This window comes from Candidatus Didemnitutus sp., assembly GCA_019634575.1.
Taxonomy (GTDB): Bacteria; Verrucomicrobiota; Verrucomicrobiia; order Opitutales; family Opitutaceae; genus Didemnitutus.
In genome coordinates, this window is the sequence record JAHCAY010000001.1 from 1,844,935 (window position 1) to 1,862,427 (window position 17,493).

The window sequence follows — 17,493 nt, forward strand, 5'->3', positions numbered from 1 at the left end:
CTGTTCTCCACCCGCGCGAGGAGTGACGCGGCCTCAGTGCCCCTCGCCCCCCGTCGGCTTCGCCGGCAGCGCGGCGAGCGCGACGATCGTGATTACCAAACCGGTCAACAGCAGCCACACCGCCCAGCCCGCGGGGACATCGGGCGCCTTCAGCAGCGCGTCGGCGGCGAGCGCCACGAGGGTGAAGTTCGGGCAGAGCAGGAGGTAGGTGTCGCGCCCGCCGCCGAGCGGAGCGCCGCGCGCGTGCCACAGCTGCCGCGCCGCGATGATGAGCGCGCCGGCGATCACCGCGTAGAGCGCCTCGCGCGACCACAGCGCCGCCAGCGGCACCTGCGTGCCGAGCGCGGCGAAGAACAGCGGAATCAGGAAGCGCCGCGAGATCGGCGCGAGGTATTCCTCGAGGTGCTTGCCGTCGTGCTCCACCCGACTGGAGAACAGCCCGAGGAAAAACGCCGTCTTCGGCCCGGATAGACCGAAGCGCTCGCCCACCGCGCAAATCGCCAGCACGAGCAACGTCACGAGGTGCAGCCGCCAGTGCGTCGCCCGCTCGAGCACCGCTTGCAGCAAACGTCCGACGTGCACGGCCGCGCGGCTGCACACGTAGACCACCAGCGCCATGCCCGCGAGCTTCAGCGCGAACAGCCACGTCGGCGCGCGGCCGAGCACGGCGGTTTCCACGGCGAGCAGCACCACCGCGAGCACTTCGAGCAGCACCATCACCGAGAGCACAAATCGGCGGCTCGCCCCGTCGAGACCGGGAAAATCCTTCCACGCCGCGTGCGCCATGCCCACCGCGCACGCGCTCAGCGCGGCCGCGGCGAGGAACGACTCGAGCCAGCCGAGGCCGGCCAACCGGGCCAGCGCGATCAGCACCGGATACTGCGGCAGCACCCAACGCGCGACATAGCGCAGCGGCGCCCGCAGCTCGCGCCACACCGGAAGGTCGATCTCGAGGCCGACCTCGAAGAGCAGCAGCACGAACCCGATCTGGCCCGCCTCGCGTAGCATCTGGCCGACTTCCGGCCGCACGAGCGGCCCGACCAGCAGCCCGAAGCACACGAACGCCGGATACGCCAGCGCCGGCCGCCCGAGCCAGCGGCACACGTCCGGCACCGCCATCACCAGCAGAAGCAGAATTACGAGCAGCTCGATGCTCGTCACGCCGGCCCCTCCGCCCGGACAGGCACCCTACGGTTGATCTCAACGGAGATTCGTCGCCACATGCCCGCATGAAGCGCCGCGCGCTCCACCCGTGCAAGCCGAACCCTCAGCCCCGGCGACGGCGCCAGCACGCGACGCCGATGAAACCCAGGCCCAGCGCGAACAGCACGTAAGTCGACGGCTCGGGCACCACCGAAACGCCTCCGGAAAGATACGTATCCGAGAACGCAAAGCTCAGCACCTCGTGCTTGCCAAAGGCCGACCCCGTCGCGCCGGTGACGCCGACGAACGCCGTCGAACCGCCGATCGTGTTCGCGATGTTGATCGATTGGGAAAGCAGTGCCGCGGTCGGGCGCACACCGTTCTGGCTCGCCCGCACCTCGAGCACGGTGCCGTTGTAGTCCACCCACACAGTCCAGTTCGTGCCATTGTCGAAGGCGCTCGAGACGCCGGCCGTCGCGAGCGACGTCAGGTTGCCGTTCGTGTCGATGCCGATGTGGTTGGAGTCCGGGTCCCACGAATTTTTGAAAGTGTCGAACTCGACCGCGACGCTGTTGCCGATGCCGTTCGTGCCGCCGCGCGCCCCATATCCCAGCGCCTCACCGCTGCCGCCAAGCGCCGTCGCTCCCGCGCGCTGGATGACGAACGCCAGACCGTCCGCGCCCGCGGCGATGCCGTCGCTGATGCCGCCCGGACTCGAGATGCGGAACTCGAAGGCCGCGCTGAACCCGCTGACGTTGTAGCTGGACGTGGTGAAGAACGAGCCGCTCCGATCCTGCTGGTTCTGCGCGAGCAGGATCGCCCCGTTGCTCACCTGCGCGGAGTTCAGAGACAGGCCCGTGGTGCTCGTGAAATCCCGGTAGAGCACCGTCTGCGCCTCCGCCCGCCCCGCGAGGGTCGCGAGAATGCACAGCGCAAAAATGCTGAGTCGTGGGGAGCTCATGCCGGTCGTGGGCCAAGGTGAAATCCCCCCGCGCATGCGCGAGCCAATTTACTCGCGACTGGGTGAAAATCCGGAGGTCCTTTCGGCTAGGAAACCCACTCCGGTAAATCTCCGATGAATATCTGCCCCATTCTGCCCTGCTGGCATGCGGGGAGCGCCACTCACAGGTCGCCGCGCTGCGGCCGCAACACGATCTCTTCCACCACGGTCGTGCGACCCAACCGATAAACGTCGAGGAATGCGCGGGCCACATCCTCGGCCGGCATGATGCGCTCCGGCGCCACGCCGCTCCCGCTCCACGAGGGCGACCACGTCGCCCCCGGATGCACGCAACACACGCGCACGCCGGCCTCGCGCGTCTCGGCGCGCAACACCTGTGCGAGGCCGGTCACGCCGAATTTTGCGGCGCAATACGCCGCGGCGTTCGGATACGCGCCGAGTCCCGCGATCGAACTCATGAAGAAAATATCCCCGCGCCGCCGCGCCGTCATCGCGGGCAGGAACGCCCGCGTGACGAGGAACGCGCTGCGCAGGTTCACCGCGATCATGTGATCGAACGCCGCGACCGTCGTGTCGGCAAACTTCGCCTGCGTGAACGCACCGGCGTTGTTGATCAGGACGTCGACGGCACCGAAGCGCTTCGCCACGGCGCGCGCCAGCTTCGCCACGGCGGCCTCGTCGCTCGCGTCGCCCGGGAACGTCGCGGCCTCCGCGCCGAGCGCGGTGCACTCGGCGGCGACCGCGCGCAGGTTGCGCGCGTGGCGGGCGACCAGCGCGAGACGGACGCCTTTCACTTCGGCGGCGAACACGCGGGCGAGGGCGGCGCCGATGCCTTGCGAGGCGCCGGTGATGAGCACGACGGGGGCGGGGGATTTCGATTTCATCGGAGTCGGAGCAAGCCTGCCAGACCGAGCGCGAGCGCGGCGACGACCAAAATCCGGCCGTAGAGCGGCAGGCGCCGCGCGAGGCCGCGCGTCTCGGCTTCGACGCGCTCCGCCTCCGCCGTCCGGCCGGCGCGGCGCAGATTTTCCGCGTAGTTCTCGCGATGCCGGAAGGCGTTCCTCAGCGCACTGTTCACGCGCCAGAGGAAGAAACCCAGCAGCAACAGCAACGCGGCGACCGTCAACAGGGCCGTGCCGCGCGTGAGTTCCTGCCACATGCGCCGCCTTTCGTCAGCAGAGCAGCGCGCCGAAATCCATGAAGTCGGCGGTGAAGCCGCCCTTCACGCCCTTGCAAATCACGCTCACGGCGTCGTGCGAGTGCAGCGACTCGAGGTGCGAGCACGCGATGCGGAAGTCGACGATGCGCTTCTCCGCGTCGAACTCCTTGTAGAGCAGCCGCGCGGCGTCCTCGACGAACTTGAGATACGCGCCATTGAGCTCGGCGAACGCCTGCTCGTCCTCGCGCTTCACCATCACCTGCGTCTCGGTCTGGAGCGCGCGCAGGCAGAGTGCATGGATGTCCTCGATCCAGATTTTCTTCCCCGGCGCCTCCTCGACGGTGACGCGCGCCTTGCTGCGTTGCGAATGCGGCACGGTGTAGGCGGCGCGGTGGTCGCGCGCATGCTCGCTGAGTTCGGCGGAGCACGGACAGGCGGACGAGTAGACGAAGTCGAAGTGGATGAAGCGCCGGTAGCGTCCGTCGCGGGTCATCACGCCCTCGAACGCGACGTTGTAGAATTGGTAGCCCTCGAGGCCGCTGCGCAGGCTCTCGCGCAGCATCGGGTAGGAGAACGAAATTTTCAGGCGCGCATCCTTGCTGTCGATGTTGCGCAGGTAATTTTTCAGCACCTTGCCCATCCACTCGCCGGTCGTGACCTCGTCCTTGTGCTCGTAGAAGGTCCGCATGATGCGGCTCATGTTGATGCCCTTCAGCTCGGCCTCGAGCGACACCGTGCCGGTGACGCTGGTCTCGAGCGTGTGCGTCTCGCCGGACTTCGCGCGGTATTTGAGCGGCAGTTTGAAGTTGTGGATGCCGACCTGCTGGATCGGGACGTTCGCGCCCTGGATGGCGTCGTGCGCCGCCTCCATCATGTCCGGCAGCGAGGCGCGATAGGCCGGCGTGGCGCGGAACTTCGCGTCGTAGCCGCGCGCGATGCGCGGCGCGGTGCCGGCGGCGGAACGGTGGAGATACATCGGCTTCGATTTGCTCATGGAGTCGTTTTTCTACGGGGGACGATAACCGGTGGGACGCGCGCCGGGCGTCAGGCGGACGCGGGGCCGAAATATTCGGCGAAGTTGCGTGGGGTTTCGTAAAGTCGCACGCAGTGCAGGCGCGCGTGCGGCAGGTTGATGTGCGGCGCGATCTCATGCCAGAACGCGATCACGAGGTTCTCGGTCGAGGGAATGATGCCGCGGAGGAAATCGACTTCGTCGTTCAGGTTGCGGTGATCGCACTTGTCGACGATGGCGCGCTGGAGGATGCGCTTCAGCTCGGCGAGGTCCATGAGGTAGCCGGTCACCGGGTCGGGCCGGCCGCGCAGGGAAACTTCGAGGACGTAGTTGTGGCCGTGCCAGTGTGGATTGGTGCAGAGGCCGTATTGCGCCTGATTCCACGCGAGGCTCTTCGTCGGGTTGTAGAGCCGGTGCGCGGAGTTGAAATGCACCTGGCGCGTGATCGTCACGACCCCGTCGAGCACGCGCACGGCCGCCGGCTGGGCCGCGCGGGCGGTGGCGGGACGACGGGAACGGGCGGTGCGTTTCGCAGGCATGGAGGGACGAGCCAAGCCAGTTTCCCCGCCGCGTCAACTGCGCCGCCCGCCCGCGGCCGGTCCGCCGCCGTCGCTGAGGCCGACTTTTCCCTTGCTCCACGCCACGCGCGCGCCGCTCAATCGCCGCGATGCCCGTGCGGTTTCGCATTCTCGGCAGCGGCAGCAACGGCAACGCCGCTCTTCTCTCCACCGGCGACACTCGCGTGCTCGTGGACGCGGGCTTTTCCGCGCGCCGCCTCGGCGAAATGCTCGCCGCCGCGGGCGAATCGCTGGAGCGGATCGACGCCATTTTCCTCACGCACGAGCATGGCGATCACGCCGCAGGGCTGAGCGGCCTCGCGAAGCACCCGCACATCCGCGTCTTCGCGAATCACGCCACGGCGCAGGCCGTGCAGCGCTCGCTCAAGCATCGCGCCAACTGGCAGGTGTTCGAGACGGGCGCGACATTCCGCTTCCGCGACCTCGAGGTGAGCGCCTTCTCGGTGCCGCACGACGCGCAGGACCCGGTCGGCTTTTTCATCTCGCACGGACACGAGGGCGATCTCTTCGCGCCGCGCCGCACGCTCGCGTGGCTGACCGACCTCGGCCATGCGCCGCAGCACGTGCGCGAGCGCGTGCGCGACGCCGATGTGCTGGTGATCGAGGCGAACTACTGCCCGCGCCTGCTCGAGGCCGACACGAAGCGCCCGTGGTCGGTGAAGCAGCGCATCAACGGCCGGCACGGCCACCTTTCCAACGAAGCCGCGCGCGAACTGCTGCAATCCGTCGCGAATCCGCGCTGGCGCCACGTGTTCTTCGCGCACCTCAGCCGCGACTGCAATTCACCCGCGGCGGTCGAGGCCGCGTGCGGGCCGGCATTGGCAGCGCTGCGATGCAGCTTCTCGGTCGTCGCGCCGGGCGGCGCGAGCGAGCTGCTGGAGTTTTGACGGCGAACTCCGTCTCCGGCAGCGCCATCGCGCGCGGCGACGGGACTAGCGCGAGAACTCCAACGCGATATCGTCCGTCGACCCGGAAACCGAGCGACCGCTGTAGGCAGCGAGCTTGTTCGCGCCCCACCTGCTCCGGCGAACCCGAAGCACGGACCGGCACGCGTGCAACCGCGAGACCAGGCCGCCGCTCGATCAGTGCCAAAGAAAAACGCCGCCTGCACGGCGGCGTTGGGTGAAAAGCCAGAATCGATCGCTCAGGCCGAAGTCGGCTTGTTCTCGTGTTCGTCGATGTATTTGCGCGTCGCCGCGGGCAGCTCGTTCCAGATGCGCCAGGCGATGATGCCGCCGGCCAGCGCGAAGGGGATGAGGAACATCGGCCACCAGCGCCAGCTCAGGCCCGAGAGGTAGCCGACGCACACGGACTGCACACCGCTACCGAGATAGACGCAGCCATCGACGATGCCGGAGCATGTCGCGGTGGCCTTGCGGCCGCCGAAATCCGCCGCGGCCGTGCCGGACATCAGCGAGTGCACGCCGGTGACGGCGGCGACGATCAGCAGCGCGGCCACGCCAACCAGCACTGGCATCGAGAAGATGGTCATGGCCATCACCGCGGCCATCATGAGCATGAACGCGGAGAAAATCGCCGCCGGCGGCCCGCGTCGCGATTGGAAGAACTTGTCCGAGATCAACCCGCCGGCGAAGCCGCCGATGATGCCGAAGATGCAAAGCAGCAGGCCCCAGTTCTTGAGAATGGCCTCGGCGCCGGGCTGCGGCACGTCGTGGGCGAAGATTTTATACCACTGCATGATGCCGTTGCGCAGGACGCCGGACGTCAGCTCCACACCGGCCAGCATCAGCATGAGCGGGCTGCCAAAGACTTTTTTCAACAGGTCGAGCGTGGTGTATTCCTCGTGCATGTGGCCGGAGGAGGCGTCGTGCGTGTCGAGGTGCGGGAAACCGGCGTCTTCGGGCGTTTCCTTGATGAGCCACCAGTCGAGCAAGACCCAGAAAAGGATGATCGCCGCCGGCACGAAGAACGCCGCCCAAGTCGCATCGGTCGTCGCCCCTGCCGGCACGAAGACCCGTTGCAACAGGGCCGTGAGCCCGCCCATCGCGCCGTCGGCGTGAAGCTTCGTCATGTCGATGATCGCCTCGACCCAGTCGAAGGCGAAATAGACGCCGAAGGAGATCAGCGTCCCGAAGATCGCGCCAAACACGCCGCGCTCGCGCACGTGGAACCAGTTCGCTTTCACCTTGATGATCGAGACCGCGCCGTAGCTCTGGAAATACATGTTCAGCGCGTAGGTGATCGAGAGCACCCACACGAGGTTCAGCTGCATCCGCTGCGTGACGACCAGCCAAGTCACGACGCCCATCGCGATGTTCGCGAGCGCCGAGCCCACGCCGGCGATGATGATGCCCTTCTTGCCGCCGATCTTGTCCACCAGCGGGCCGTTGACGAGGAACGACAGTGCGTAGACCCACGTGCCCGCGGCGAAAATGATGCCGAAGTCCTGGTTGGTCATCAGCGCGCCGAAGGAATTCTTCGCCACCGCCAAGTTGTAGCGCCCCATGTAGAGGAACGAGTAGGTCATCCCCAGCGGGAACCAGTTGATGAACCGCCGGCTCAGGAACCACGGGCCGTGCTTGAGCGGGTTGTTGTAGAAGTAGATGCCGACGACGACGAGAAGGCAGAGGGCGACGATGCTGAGCGACATGAGGGCGAGAGGAAAAGGGAGCCAACCAACGCGAAACGTGGCTCGTTTGTTTAGCGGAACCCCCGGGCATGGCACGGAAAAACTACTAACCTCATGTAACAAATCGTTCCGCTCATGGTGACACAGCCTTTTGCTTTGCACCGGCCCCGGCCGGAGCCTTCCTTTCGCCCCGCATGACGCCCGTGCCTTTCCGCCGCACCAAAATCATCGCGACCCTCGGCCCCGCCACCGAGAGCGAGGCGATGCTCACGCAATTGATGGAGGCCGGCGTCGACGTCGTCCGCCTCAACATGGCACACGCCACGCACGACTGGACGCGCGCCATCATCCGCCGCATCCGCGAAGTCTCCCGGCAATGCGGTCGTGAGGTCGCGATCATGATGGACATCAAAGGCCCCGAGATCCGCACCGGCGACGTCGCCCTGCCCATCGAGCTGAAGGCCGGCGAGATCTTCGACTTCTCCGTCAAACCCGAGAACGAGGCCGAGCGCGCCGAGGAAGTCCGCTCCGTCGACGTCAACTACCGCAATCTCGTCAACGACATCCGCGTCGGCGACACCGTGCTCGTCGACAACGGCCTCATCCGCCTCGAGGTCCTCGAAAAGAACGACACTCGCATCCGCTGCCGCGTGCTCACGCCCGGCGAGCTGAAGTCGCGCCGCCACATCAACCTCCCGGGCGTGCGGGTGAATCTCCCGTCGTTCACCGAAAAGGACCGCGGCGACACGCTCGTCGGCATCCAGGAAGGCATCGACTTCGTCGCCCTCTCCTTCGTCCGCGAAGCCAGCGACGTGCACGATCTCCGCACCTTCCTCAAGCAACACGGCTCCGCCGCGCGCATCGTCGCCAAGATCGAGGACCAGTCCGCCATCGAGCACCTCGAGGAAATCATCCGCGCCACCGACGTCCTCATGGTCGCGCGCGGCGACCTCGGCATCGAGATTCCGCTCCAGGATCTGCCCGTCGTCCAACGCCGCGCCGTCTCCATCTGCCTCGCCATCGGCCGCCCCGTCATCATCGCCACGCACATGCTCGAGTCGATGATCGGCCAGCCCATGCCGACCCGCGCCGAGATCACCGACGTCGCCAACGCCGTCTATGAACGCGCCGACTGCGTCATGCTCTCCGGCGAGACCACCGTCGGCAAATACCCGCTCGAGTGCGTCGCCGTGCTCGACAAGATCTCCCGCCGCATCGAGCAGGAGATGGCCGCCGACATCGAGGAACCCGCCGTCTTCATCGCCGAGCGCATGAAGCTCCTCCGCTCCGCCGTCATCATGGCGAACGAGCTGCCGAATTCCTCGCTCCTCTGCTTCACCCGTCGCGGCATCACCGCCGCCGGCCTCGCCGCGCACCGCCCGACCTGCGCGCCGATCCTCGCCGTGACCGATTCGATGGACACGCTGCGACACCTGAAAATCGTCCGCGGCGTCGAGCCCTACATCCTCCATCCCTTCGGCGATCCGGAGCGGACCCTCGAGCGCGCCGTCTCCGCCCTGCGCAAACTCGGCCGCCTCCGCGCTGGCGACAAGATCGTCATCGTCTCGGACATCACCACCGAGACACACCAGCGCGTCGACAGCATCCAGCTCCGCACTGTCGAGTGAGCCCGGAGTGGACGAGCGGTGACACACCGCTCGTCAACGATCTATCGACACCGCGCGCGGCGCGTGTTCAATCCGCCGGCATGTTACGCTGTGCGGTTCTGTTCACGCTTCTCGCCAGTCTGGCGCGCGCGGGCTTCATCGCGCCCGACGCGCTCGATTCCCTCCAAGTTGTCCCGCCGCCGCCTGCGCCCGACACCATCGTCGCCGAAGCCGAGCGCGCCACCCTCGCCCTCCTCGTGCAGAACCGCACGCCGGAACAGGTCGCCCTCGCCCGCCGCTGGGAGAAATACGACGTCTTCAAGATGGTGCAGCCTGTCCTCGGCGACTGGGCGAGCGCACAGACGCTCCCGAAACTCGCCGCCTTCATCAAGAACTCCACCGTCGAAACGCGCCCCTTCACCGACCGCGCCAAGAGCGCCTACGCGCGCCATCGTCCACATGAGGACAATCCCGCCCTGACCCTTGCCTTCGACAAGAAACCCGACGGTTCCTCCTATCCGAGCGGCCACGCCACCGCCGCCTGGCTGCACGCCACCCTGCTCGGCGCCGCGCTCCCGGACCACGCCGCTGAATTTCACCACCAAGCCGAACTCGTGTGCCTCAGCCGTCTTTACGGCGGCGCGCATTACCCGAGCGACGTCGTGGCGGGCCATCACCTCGGCGCCGCGATCGCCGCCGCCATGCTGAAGTCCCCCGAGACCCAGCACGCCCTCGAGGAAATCCGTGCCGAGCTCGCCGCCGCGATCGCCGCGCACCAGAAGGCCGCGTGAGGTGGCCCAGGTAGCCCGCGCTCTCCGAGCGCGGGTTCAGGGTAACTTCTTCGGCTCGCTCCATTCGGGACGTCCAACGCACGCCGCGACAGGGCGGTTGCCCTCAACCGCTCACGCGGCGCATCGCACGGTCAGTCGCCGATCCGCGCGAACCGCACCGCGCGCTGCCCGCCGACCTCGACGATCTCGCTCCACATCCCCGCCGGCCGCACCCATGTCCCGCGCTCGCCGTAGAGCGCCTGATAAACCACGAGCGGCTCCAGCGTCTCCGAATGCCGCGCGAGCCCGAGCACGCGATACTCGTTGCCCTTGTAGTGGCGGTAGAGTCCAGGCTTCGGCTCACTCGGCAGCGGCGGCAGATCGTTCATCACCGCCAATCCACCGCGCTCCTCGCCGCGGCGCAAGCCTCCCCGTCAGCCGGCGAAAGTTCTAAACGAGCAACATTGCTCGATCGCGCCGTCTCGCACTCGTGCGTCGCGCGTTCATGCTCCGAGCCAAAGCCGTCCACCAAACGACGCCACTCGCGCCGTCATGAACGACGCAAGCCCCGCTTGCCTCTCGGCCCTTTCTGTCCTCTGTCTAGTGTTCTCCGTCCTCCGACATGGCCAACGCTCCCATTCCCGTCACCGTCCTCACCGGCTTCCTCGGCGCCGGCAAAACCACGCTGCTCAACCGCATCCTCACCGAGCAGCACGGCAAAAAGATCGCCGTCATCGAAAACGAATTCGGCGAAGTCGGCGTCGACAACCAGCTCGTCATCCAGAGCGACGAGGAAATCTTCGAGATGAACAACGGCTGCATCTGCTGCACCGTGCGCGGCGACCTCCTCCGCATTCTCACGCGCCTCATGAAGCGCAAGGACCGCCTCGACGCCATCCTCATCGAGACCACCGGCCTCGCCAACCCCGCGCCCGTCGCGCAGACCTTCTTCACCGATCCGGAAATGCGCGAGCAGTTCTCCCTCGACGGCATCGTCACCGTCGTCGACGCGAAACACATCCTGCTCCACCTCGACGACTCGCCTGAAGCGCTCAAGCAAGTCGCCTTCGCCGACGTCATCCTGCTCAACAAGACTGACCTCATCACGCCCGCCGAGCTCGACGCACTCGAGCAGCGCCTGAAACGCATCAACGCCGTCGCCAAAGTCTACCGCGCGCAAAACGCCGCCGTCCCCATCGACCGCGTGCTCAACCTCGGCGGCTTCAAACTCGAGCGCGCCGTCGAAGTCGATCCGCAGTTCCTCGAGATGGAATATCCCTTCGAATGGGCCGGCGGCTATGAACTCACCGCCGGCGAACACGAACTCGAGATCGGCCACGATCCTGCCGAAGCCGACGAACACGACTGCGGCCACGACCACGATCACGGCGACCACGCGCATCACCACCACGGCGAACACGATCACGAGTGCGGCCCCGACTGCGGCCACAACCACAACGAACTCGACGTCGTCGTCGTGCCTGTGAAGTCCTTCGCCGAACCCGACGTCACCGCGGCGATCAACGCGACGGTTCAAACCTTTTCCGACTGGGAAAACATCGTGCTCCCCGGCGAGTCGCTCGCCGTCGGCCCGAAACTCAACCGCCTCAAGCTCGCGAACGAATACGGCAAATTCCGCCTCTCGATTCCCGCCACCGGGCGCTACCTGCTCTTCACCGCCCACGACGTCCCCACGCACTTCTACGCCCGCAACGGCTCCGGCGCGCCCGCCGACGACCCGCACGGCGCCGGCTTCCTCCGTTACGCGTGGGACCGCACCTTCCGCCACGAACACTCGCACGACGAAGCCGTCTCCTCCGTCGGCATCAGCGTCCCCGGCGACCTCGACGGCAAGAAGCTCAACGACTGGATCAGCGAACTCCTCCGCACCAAAGGCGGCGACATCTACCGCATGAAAGGCGTGCTCTGCGTGAAGGGCACGAACAAGCGCCTCGTCTTCCAAGGCGTGCACATGCTCTTCGACGCGAAGTTCGACCGCGAGTGGCAGCGCGACGAGAACCGCACGAACACCCTCGTTTTCATCGGCAAAAACCTCGACCGCGCCGCGCTGACCGAAGGCTTCAAAGCCTGCCTCGCGTAAACGGATCGCCCGCTTCGATTCCGCCTCGCTCGTAGCGGCAAGCGCCCGCGAGCCGACGCCCCCTGTAGGAGCCTGCTTGCAGGCGACCCTCGAGCCCCCTCGCGCCGATTGACGTTGAATGTTGAGCTTCAAGGCGAGCGCCGCACCCGCGCGGCTCGCTGGCGACCGCACCCGCGCGGCTCTCGTCACTGATTTTGCGGCTGCCGTCACAACAAGGTTGGTGATCCCCCGCGCATGCGTTGCGCTCTCGATCGCCCACGCGCGCCTGAACGGGATTGCCCTCCCGCGCCGCGCCAGGCACTTCCCCTTGCCAATGAACCGCGCCGCCTCCGCGCCCAGTCGGCCGCTGCTCGCCTTCGTGCTGCTCCTCGCCGTCGGCGGCCTCTCCGCGCTCATCTACGGCGTCGCCGGCGACCGCAGCGGCATGAGCCTGCTCGCCGACACCGGCGCGCGCATCGAGGTGCTCCCCGATCCCGCGCATCACTTCGCGTGGCCCGCCGTGCGGGACGAGCTGGGCTGGCACGCCTTTCAATCGCGCGACTACATCCACGCCGGCCTCGGCGAAGCCGTCTGGGTGCGCATCACGCTCGCCAACCCCACCGCGCAACCGATCCGCGGCGTGCTTGCCGACCCGGATTTCATCGCCGACGAAATCCAGTTGTGGGCACCGGAGGCGACCGCGCCGGATGGCTGGAGCCACGCGCGCACCGGCCAATCCGTGCCGGCCGCCGAGAAACCGACGTGGGGCCGCGCCGCCGCCTTCCCGGTCGAGCTGCCGCCGCACAGCGCGGGCACGCTCTACCTGCGCGCAGCGGATCATTTCTCGACCTGGCTCCAACTCCAATGGTGGCCCGAGCAACGCGCGTTCCACGCCGCGCAACTGCGCGCGACGCTGGCCGACGCGCTCTACTTCGGCATCCTCGCCGCGCTGCTCATCTACAACAGCGTGCTCTGGTCGCGCCTCCGGCATCGCGACCTCGGCTACTACCTCGCCTACCTCGGCTCGTTCGCGTTCTTCATGGTCCTCGCGCGCGCACAGGATCAGGTCGTCGGCGCCGCCGTGCCCACGCCGATCTATGAAACGCTCGTCGCGGGCTCCCTCGCGGCGAGCGCGTTCTTCTTCGTCGGCTTCGCGCGGGAGTTCCTGCAATTCGCCGAACTCGCGCCGCGCTTCGACCGCCTCGCGCGCGCGCTGCTCTGGTTGAACGCCGGCCTCGGGCTCGGCGCGCTCTCCATCCTCGGCAACGCGAGTCCGGCGTGGATGCATGTCGTGCTCGCCGTCGGCGTCGCCACGCACGGCACGATCATGGCTGGCGCCATCATCGTCTGGCGCGCGGGTGCGGCGCATGCACGCTACTTCGCGCTCTCGTTCGGCGCGCTCCTGCTCGGCGGTCTTCCGATGGCGGTCCAATGGCTGCTCGCGATCCCCTTCGGCAACGCCTTCCTCGGCGCCCTCTTCGGCTCCGCCCTCGAAATGCTCCTGCTCTCGCTCGCGCTCGCCGACCGTTTCGCGCGCCTCCAGCGCGAGCACTACGAAGCCCGCCTCGCTGAGGAAACCGTGCGGCTCGAGGCGCTCCGTTATCAGCTCAACCCGCACTTCCTCTTCAACGCGCTCAACTCCATCTACGGCCTCGTGCTCCCGCACTCCGCCGCCGCCGGCGATCTCGTGCGCCGACTCTCCGATTTCTGCCGCAGCACGCTCATGCGCCCGCGCGGCTCGTGGCAGACGCTGGCCGACGAACTCGCCATGCTCCGCAGCTACCTCGACATCGAGCAGGCGCGCTGGCGCGAGAATCTCGTCATCGCCACCGATTTCGATCCCGCCGCCGACGCCTTCCAGATTCCGCCCTTCCTGCTCCTCCCGCTCGTCGAAAACGCCATCAAGCACGGCGGCGCCACCAGCCCGCGCGTGCTCACGCTCCGCCTCGCCACCCGGCGCGAGCCCGACGGCGGACTGACGCTCACCGTGATCAACAGCGGCGAATGGCAACCCGAGGACTCGCCGCCGCGCGCCTCTGCCGCGCCCTTCCGCGCCTCCACCGGCACCGGCCTCGCCAATCTCCGCGAGCGCCTCACGCGCGCCTACGGCCCCGCCGCCACGCTCACCACCGCCGCCGACGACGGCTGGGTCACGCTCACGCTCCGCCTGCCTTCGCCGCTCCACTCGTGAAACGTCTCATCATCATCGACGACGAACCCATCGCCCGCGACGCTCTGCGCTCGCTCCTCGCCGTGCACCTCGACATCGAAGTCGTCGGCGAAGCCGGCACGCTCACCGATGCACGCCTCCAGCTCGCGCGTTCCGGTTACGATCTCGTTCTCCTCGACATCCAGTTGCGCGGCGGCTCCGGCTTCGACCTCGTGCCGCTCGTCCGTCCCGGCGCGCGCATCATCTTCGTGACCGCGCACGACGAGCACGCCGTCCGCGCGTTCACCGTCAACGCCCTTGACTACCTCCTCAAGCCCGTCGTGCCGGAGCGCCTCGCCGTCGCCCTCGCCCGCCTCGCGCCCGACTCTCAACCCTCATCTCTCAACTCTCAACTCGCCCCGCTTCCCGCTCCACTCTCCCCGCTCTTGTTGGAGGACCGCGTCCACCTCAAGCTCGGCGGCGGCACCGAGCGTTTCGTGCGCGTCGGCGAGATTCGCTGCATCCAGTCCGAGGAAAACTACACCGCCGTGCATGTCGGCGCTCCCGCCGAGCGCCTCCTCGTCCGGCGCACGCTGCAGTCGTGGGAGGATCAGCTCCCGTCGTCGCACTTCGTCCGCGTCCATCGCCAGACCCTCGTCAACGCCGCGCACGTCCACGGCGTCGCGCGCGTCACGGTGGACGTCAGCCACCTCACGGTCCAGGGCATGGCGCAACCCGTCGTCGCCAGCCAGCGCTACCTCGCGGAACTGCGCCAGCACCTCGCGCAACTCCGCGACTGAGCCCCCGCCGCCCACCCTCTCGCGTCCCCGCATGACTCGCGCCCTCTTCCTTTTTCTCCTCGGCGGCAGCCTCGGTCTCGCGCTCTCCGCTCAGACGCCCAGCGAGGAGCCCGCGCGTCTCGAACCGCTCGTCGTCACCGCTCAGAAACGCGGTCAGTCCATCGAATCGGTTCCCGCCTCCCTCACCGCCTACTCCGGCACCGCGCTCGCCGCGCTCGGCATCGATTCCTTCGACGCGCTCGCGCCGCTCGTGCCGGGCCTCTTCGTCTCCACCCAATCGCCGTCGTATCCCAGCCTCAACGTCCGCGGCGTCGGCACCGACTCGAACGACCCGCGCCAGGAGCCGCGCGTCTCCGTCTTCCTCGACGGCGTCGCCATCGGTCGCACCGCCGGCGCCTCGGTGGCGCTCTTCGACCTCGCGCAAGTCGAGGTGCTGAAAGGCCCCCAAGGCACGCTCTTCGGCCGCCACGCCGGCTCCGGCGCGCTCTCGCTCGTCACCGCGCGCCCCGCCGCGACCGACTCCGCGCGCCTCGCGCTCGGCGGCGGCGACGCCGGCCAGCGCCGCGCCACCGGTTTCGTCAACACCGCCTCGCCCGACGCGCGCCTGAGCGCGCGCGTGGCCTTCCTTTTCGATCGCGCCGATGGCGCCACGCCCAACCTCGCCGGCGGTCCCGCGCTCGGCGGCCGCGACACCGTCGCGTTGCGCCCATCGCTGCGCCGGCAACCGCAGCCCGACACCACCATCGATCTCATCCTCGGCTACGAACGCGACACGGCGAGCGGCACCGCGTTCAAGAGCGGCGTCATCCCCACCTCGCGCGGCGACACCGATCCGTTCACCGCCGCCGAACTCAATCGCGGCGCCGCGCTCGGCGGCACGCGCGAGCTCCACAGCGCCACGCTCTCGCTCTCGCACCGCCTCGCGCCGCGCTGGACGCTCGTCTCGCTCACCTCCGCGCGGCGCTTCACGGCGCACGACGAGAGCGACATCGACGGCTCGCGCCTCTTCCTCCTCGAAGCCGGCGACCACCAAACCGGCCGCGAACTCAGTCAGGAACTCCGTCTCAACTTCGACGACGACCAGCGCCTCGCCGGCTTCCTCGGCCTGAGCGCCACGCGCGAACGCGCCGCCGAGACGGTCGATCTCGCCACCGACGAGCGCCAGCTCTGGCCGTTCCTCGCGGGCAATTTCCGCAGCGGCCTCCTCGCCGCTGGCGTGCCCGCCACACTCGTCGACGCCGCCGTGCCGCCGCTGCATCCGTTCCTCCCGCAGACGAATCTTCCCGCCGGCTTCGCCGCGCTCGCGTTCGTGCCGCCGCTCGCGCCGCTCGCCACACTCGCCGGTGCGCCGCTGCGCCCACTCGCGGCCGACCGTTACCGTAACGACGCCGCGTTCGACGCCGTCGATTTTTTCGCCGACGGCACCTGGCGCGCGACCGAACGCCTCGAACTCACCGCCGGCCTCCGCCTCACGCTCGAGCACCAGACCACCGGCTACGAAGCGCCCGCCGACGCCGTGCCTTCGACACTCGGCTTCCTCCTCGGCGCCACGCCGAATTTCGCCATCGCACCCACCGCCGGCCGCCTCACCGACTCCGCGCGCTCCACCGGCTGGGTCGGCCGCCTCGCCGCCCGCTACCTCGCCACACCGCGCGCCAGTCTCTACGCCACGCTCTCGCGCGGCCGCCGTCCGCCCGCGCTCATCATCACGTCCACCGATCGCACTCGCGCGCGCGAGGAATCGATCGTCAACGCCGAGCTCGGCGCCAAGGGCCAGTCGGCGGACGCGCGCTACCGCTGGTCGCTCGCCGCGTTCGCGTATCGCTACCGCCATTTCCAGACCTCCGTGCAAGACCCCGCGAACCTCGCACGCTTCGTCACGCTCGACGCCGGCAGCGCCACCGGCCGCGGCGCCGAAGCCTCCCTCACCGCGCAACTGAACGGCGCGTGCGCGCTCTTCGCCACCTACGGCTACACCGACGCCACCTTCGACGACCGCGCCGACAACGGCATCGCGCAACAATTCGCCGGCTCCACCTTCCGCCTCACCTCGCGGCACACCGCCGCGCTCGGCGCAAGCTGGACCGCGCCGTTCGCGCGCGGGCGATTCACCTTCGCGCCGCGCCTCGAGTATCGCTCGGCGCATTTCTTCGACGACGACAACACGCGCTCCGGCGGCACGCTCCGCCAACCCGGCGGCGCGCTGCTCCACGCCCGCGCAAGCTGGACCTCCGCTGATCGGCGCTGGGAAATCACCGGCTCCGTCCGCAACGCCCTCGACCGCGCCACCCGGATCGACGCCGGCAACACCGGCGCGAGCTTCGGCATCCCGACCTTCGTGCGCGGCGAGCCGCGCCGCCTCGCGTTCGAAGTCACCCGCACTTGGTGAGCGCACCCGTCGCGCAGCGCAGACGAGACGCCTGCGCTGCCTCCATTCCGCGCGAACGACGGACTACACAGAGGTCGTCCCTCCACGGGAATTTCTGGAGGAACCGGCTCCGTCCGGTCCGCGAACGTTTCTACTCGCATAGCATTCGGCGCGAGCTGGACCGAATCCACGCGCCCGCTCCTTCAACTTAAGCTTCCCACTTCAACTGGTTCCCCGGGGCTGTCGTCACTTTCTTCGGGGCCGCGGTCACAGTGA

The 17,493-nt window shown here is 68.2% G+C and carries 15 protein-coding genes; 7 read left to right on the forward strand and 8 right to left on the reverse strand.

Annotated elements, in window-relative coordinates; translation table 11 throughout:
• Positions 1–33: 33 nt before the first annotated feature.
• From KF715_07750 to KF715_07775, 6 genes are all read right to left on the reverse strand, one after another.
• Positions 34–1,161: a cation:proton antiporter gene (locus KF715_07750; GenBank protein ID MBX3736565.1), complete on the reverse strand. Its 1,128-nt coding sequence runs from the start codon at positions 1,159–1,161 to the stop codon at positions 34–36.
• A 106-nt stretch (positions 1,162–1,267) separates the two neighbouring features.
• Entirely contained in the window at positions 1,268–2,104 is an 837-nt protein-coding gene (locus KF715_07755) for a PEP-CTERM sorting domain-containing protein (protein MBX3736566.1), read from the reverse strand.
• Positions 2,105–2,265: 161 nt separating this feature from the next.
• Positions 2,266–2,988 (reverse strand): SDR family oxidoreductase, encoded by a 723-nt coding sequence (locus KF715_07760; protein ID MBX3736567.1) that lies wholly within the window; start codon positions 2,986–2,988, stop codon positions 2,266–2,268.
• A complete protein-coding gene (locus KF715_07765) occupies positions 2,985–3,263 on the reverse strand; it encodes a hypothetical protein (GenBank protein ID MBX3736568.1) in 279 nt (92 codons plus the stop codon). The genes KF715_07760 and KF715_07765 overlap by 4 nt, the downstream gene beginning before the upstream one ends.
• Before the next feature lie 13 nt (positions 3,264–3,276).
• Complete coding sequence (locus tag KF715_07770; protein ID MBX3736569.1) at positions 3,277–4,257, reverse strand: GTP cyclohydrolase I FolE2; 981 nt, start codon at positions 4,255–4,257, stop codon at positions 3,277–3,279.
• Between the two features lie 50 nt (positions 4,258–4,307).
• Positions 4,308–4,814, reverse strand: a complete 507-nt coding sequence (locus KF715_07775) for a 6-carboxytetrahydropterin synthase (protein ID MBX3736570.1) — start codon at positions 4,812–4,814, stop codon at positions 4,308–4,310.
• A gap of 128 nt (positions 4,815–4,942) precedes the next feature.
• On the opposite strand from KF715_07775, the gene KF715_07780 reads away from it, so the two are divergent.
• The gene (locus KF715_07780) at positions 4,943–5,740 is read left to right on the forward strand and encodes an MBL fold metallo-hydrolase (protein ID MBX3736571.1); all 798 of its coding nucleotides are present in this window, start codon (positions 4,943–4,945) and stop codon (positions 5,738–5,740) included.
• Between the two features lie 257 nt (positions 5,741–5,997).
• Here KF715_07780 and KF715_07785 read toward each other — a convergent pair whose 3' ends face one another.
• Positions 5,998–7,464: an MFS transporter gene (locus KF715_07785; protein ID MBX3736572.1), complete on the reverse strand. Its 1,467-nt coding sequence runs from the start codon at positions 7,462–7,464 to the stop codon at positions 5,998–6,000.
• Between the two features lie 173 nt (positions 7,465–7,637).
• On the opposite strand from KF715_07785, the gene pyk reads away from it, so the two are divergent.
• A complete protein-coding gene (gene pyk, locus KF715_07790; GenBank protein MBX3736573.1) occupies positions 7,638–9,071 on the forward strand; it encodes a pyruvate kinase in 1,434 nt (477 codons plus the stop codon).
• Between the two features lie 80 nt (positions 9,072–9,151).
• Entirely contained in the window at positions 9,152–9,841 is a 690-nt protein-coding gene (locus tag KF715_07795; protein ID MBX3736574.1) for a phosphatase PAP2 family protein, read from the forward strand.
• Positions 9,842–9,972: 131 nt separating this feature from the next.
• Here KF715_07795 and KF715_07800 read toward each other — a convergent pair whose 3' ends face one another.
• Complete coding sequence (locus tag KF715_07800; protein MBX3736575.1) at positions 9,973–10,209, reverse strand: DUF1653 domain-containing protein; 237 nt, start codon at positions 10,207–10,209, stop codon at positions 9,973–9,975.
• Positions 10,210–10,442: 233 nt separating this feature from the next.
• Here KF715_07800 and KF715_07805 point away from each other — a divergent pair, with 233 nt between their 5' ends.
• The 4 genes from KF715_07805 to KF715_07820 all read left to right on the forward strand — a co-directional run bounded on the left by KF715_07805 (position 10,443) and on the right by KF715_07820 (position 17,238).
• Entirely contained in the window at positions 10,443–11,921 is a 1,479-nt protein-coding gene (locus KF715_07805; GenBank protein ID MBX3736576.1) for a GTP-binding protein, read from the forward strand.
• 313 nt (positions 11,922–12,234) lie between these two features.
• Positions 12,235–14,091, forward strand: a complete 1,857-nt coding sequence (locus KF715_07810; protein MBX3736577.1) for a histidine kinase — start codon at positions 12,235–12,237, stop codon at positions 14,089–14,091.
• Positions 14,088–14,849, forward strand: a complete 762-nt coding sequence (locus KF715_07815; protein MBX3736578.1) for a response regulator — start codon at positions 14,088–14,090, stop codon at positions 14,847–14,849. Before KF715_07810 ends, KF715_07815 begins: the two co-directional genes overlap by 4 nt.
• A gap of 31 nt (positions 14,850–14,880) precedes the next feature.
• The gene (locus KF715_07820; GenBank protein ID MBX3736579.1) at positions 14,881–17,238 is read left to right on the forward strand and encodes a TonB-dependent receptor; all 2,358 of its coding nucleotides are present in this window, start codon (positions 14,881–14,883) and stop codon (positions 17,236–17,238) included.
• Positions 17,239–17,493: the final 255 nt, after the last annotated feature.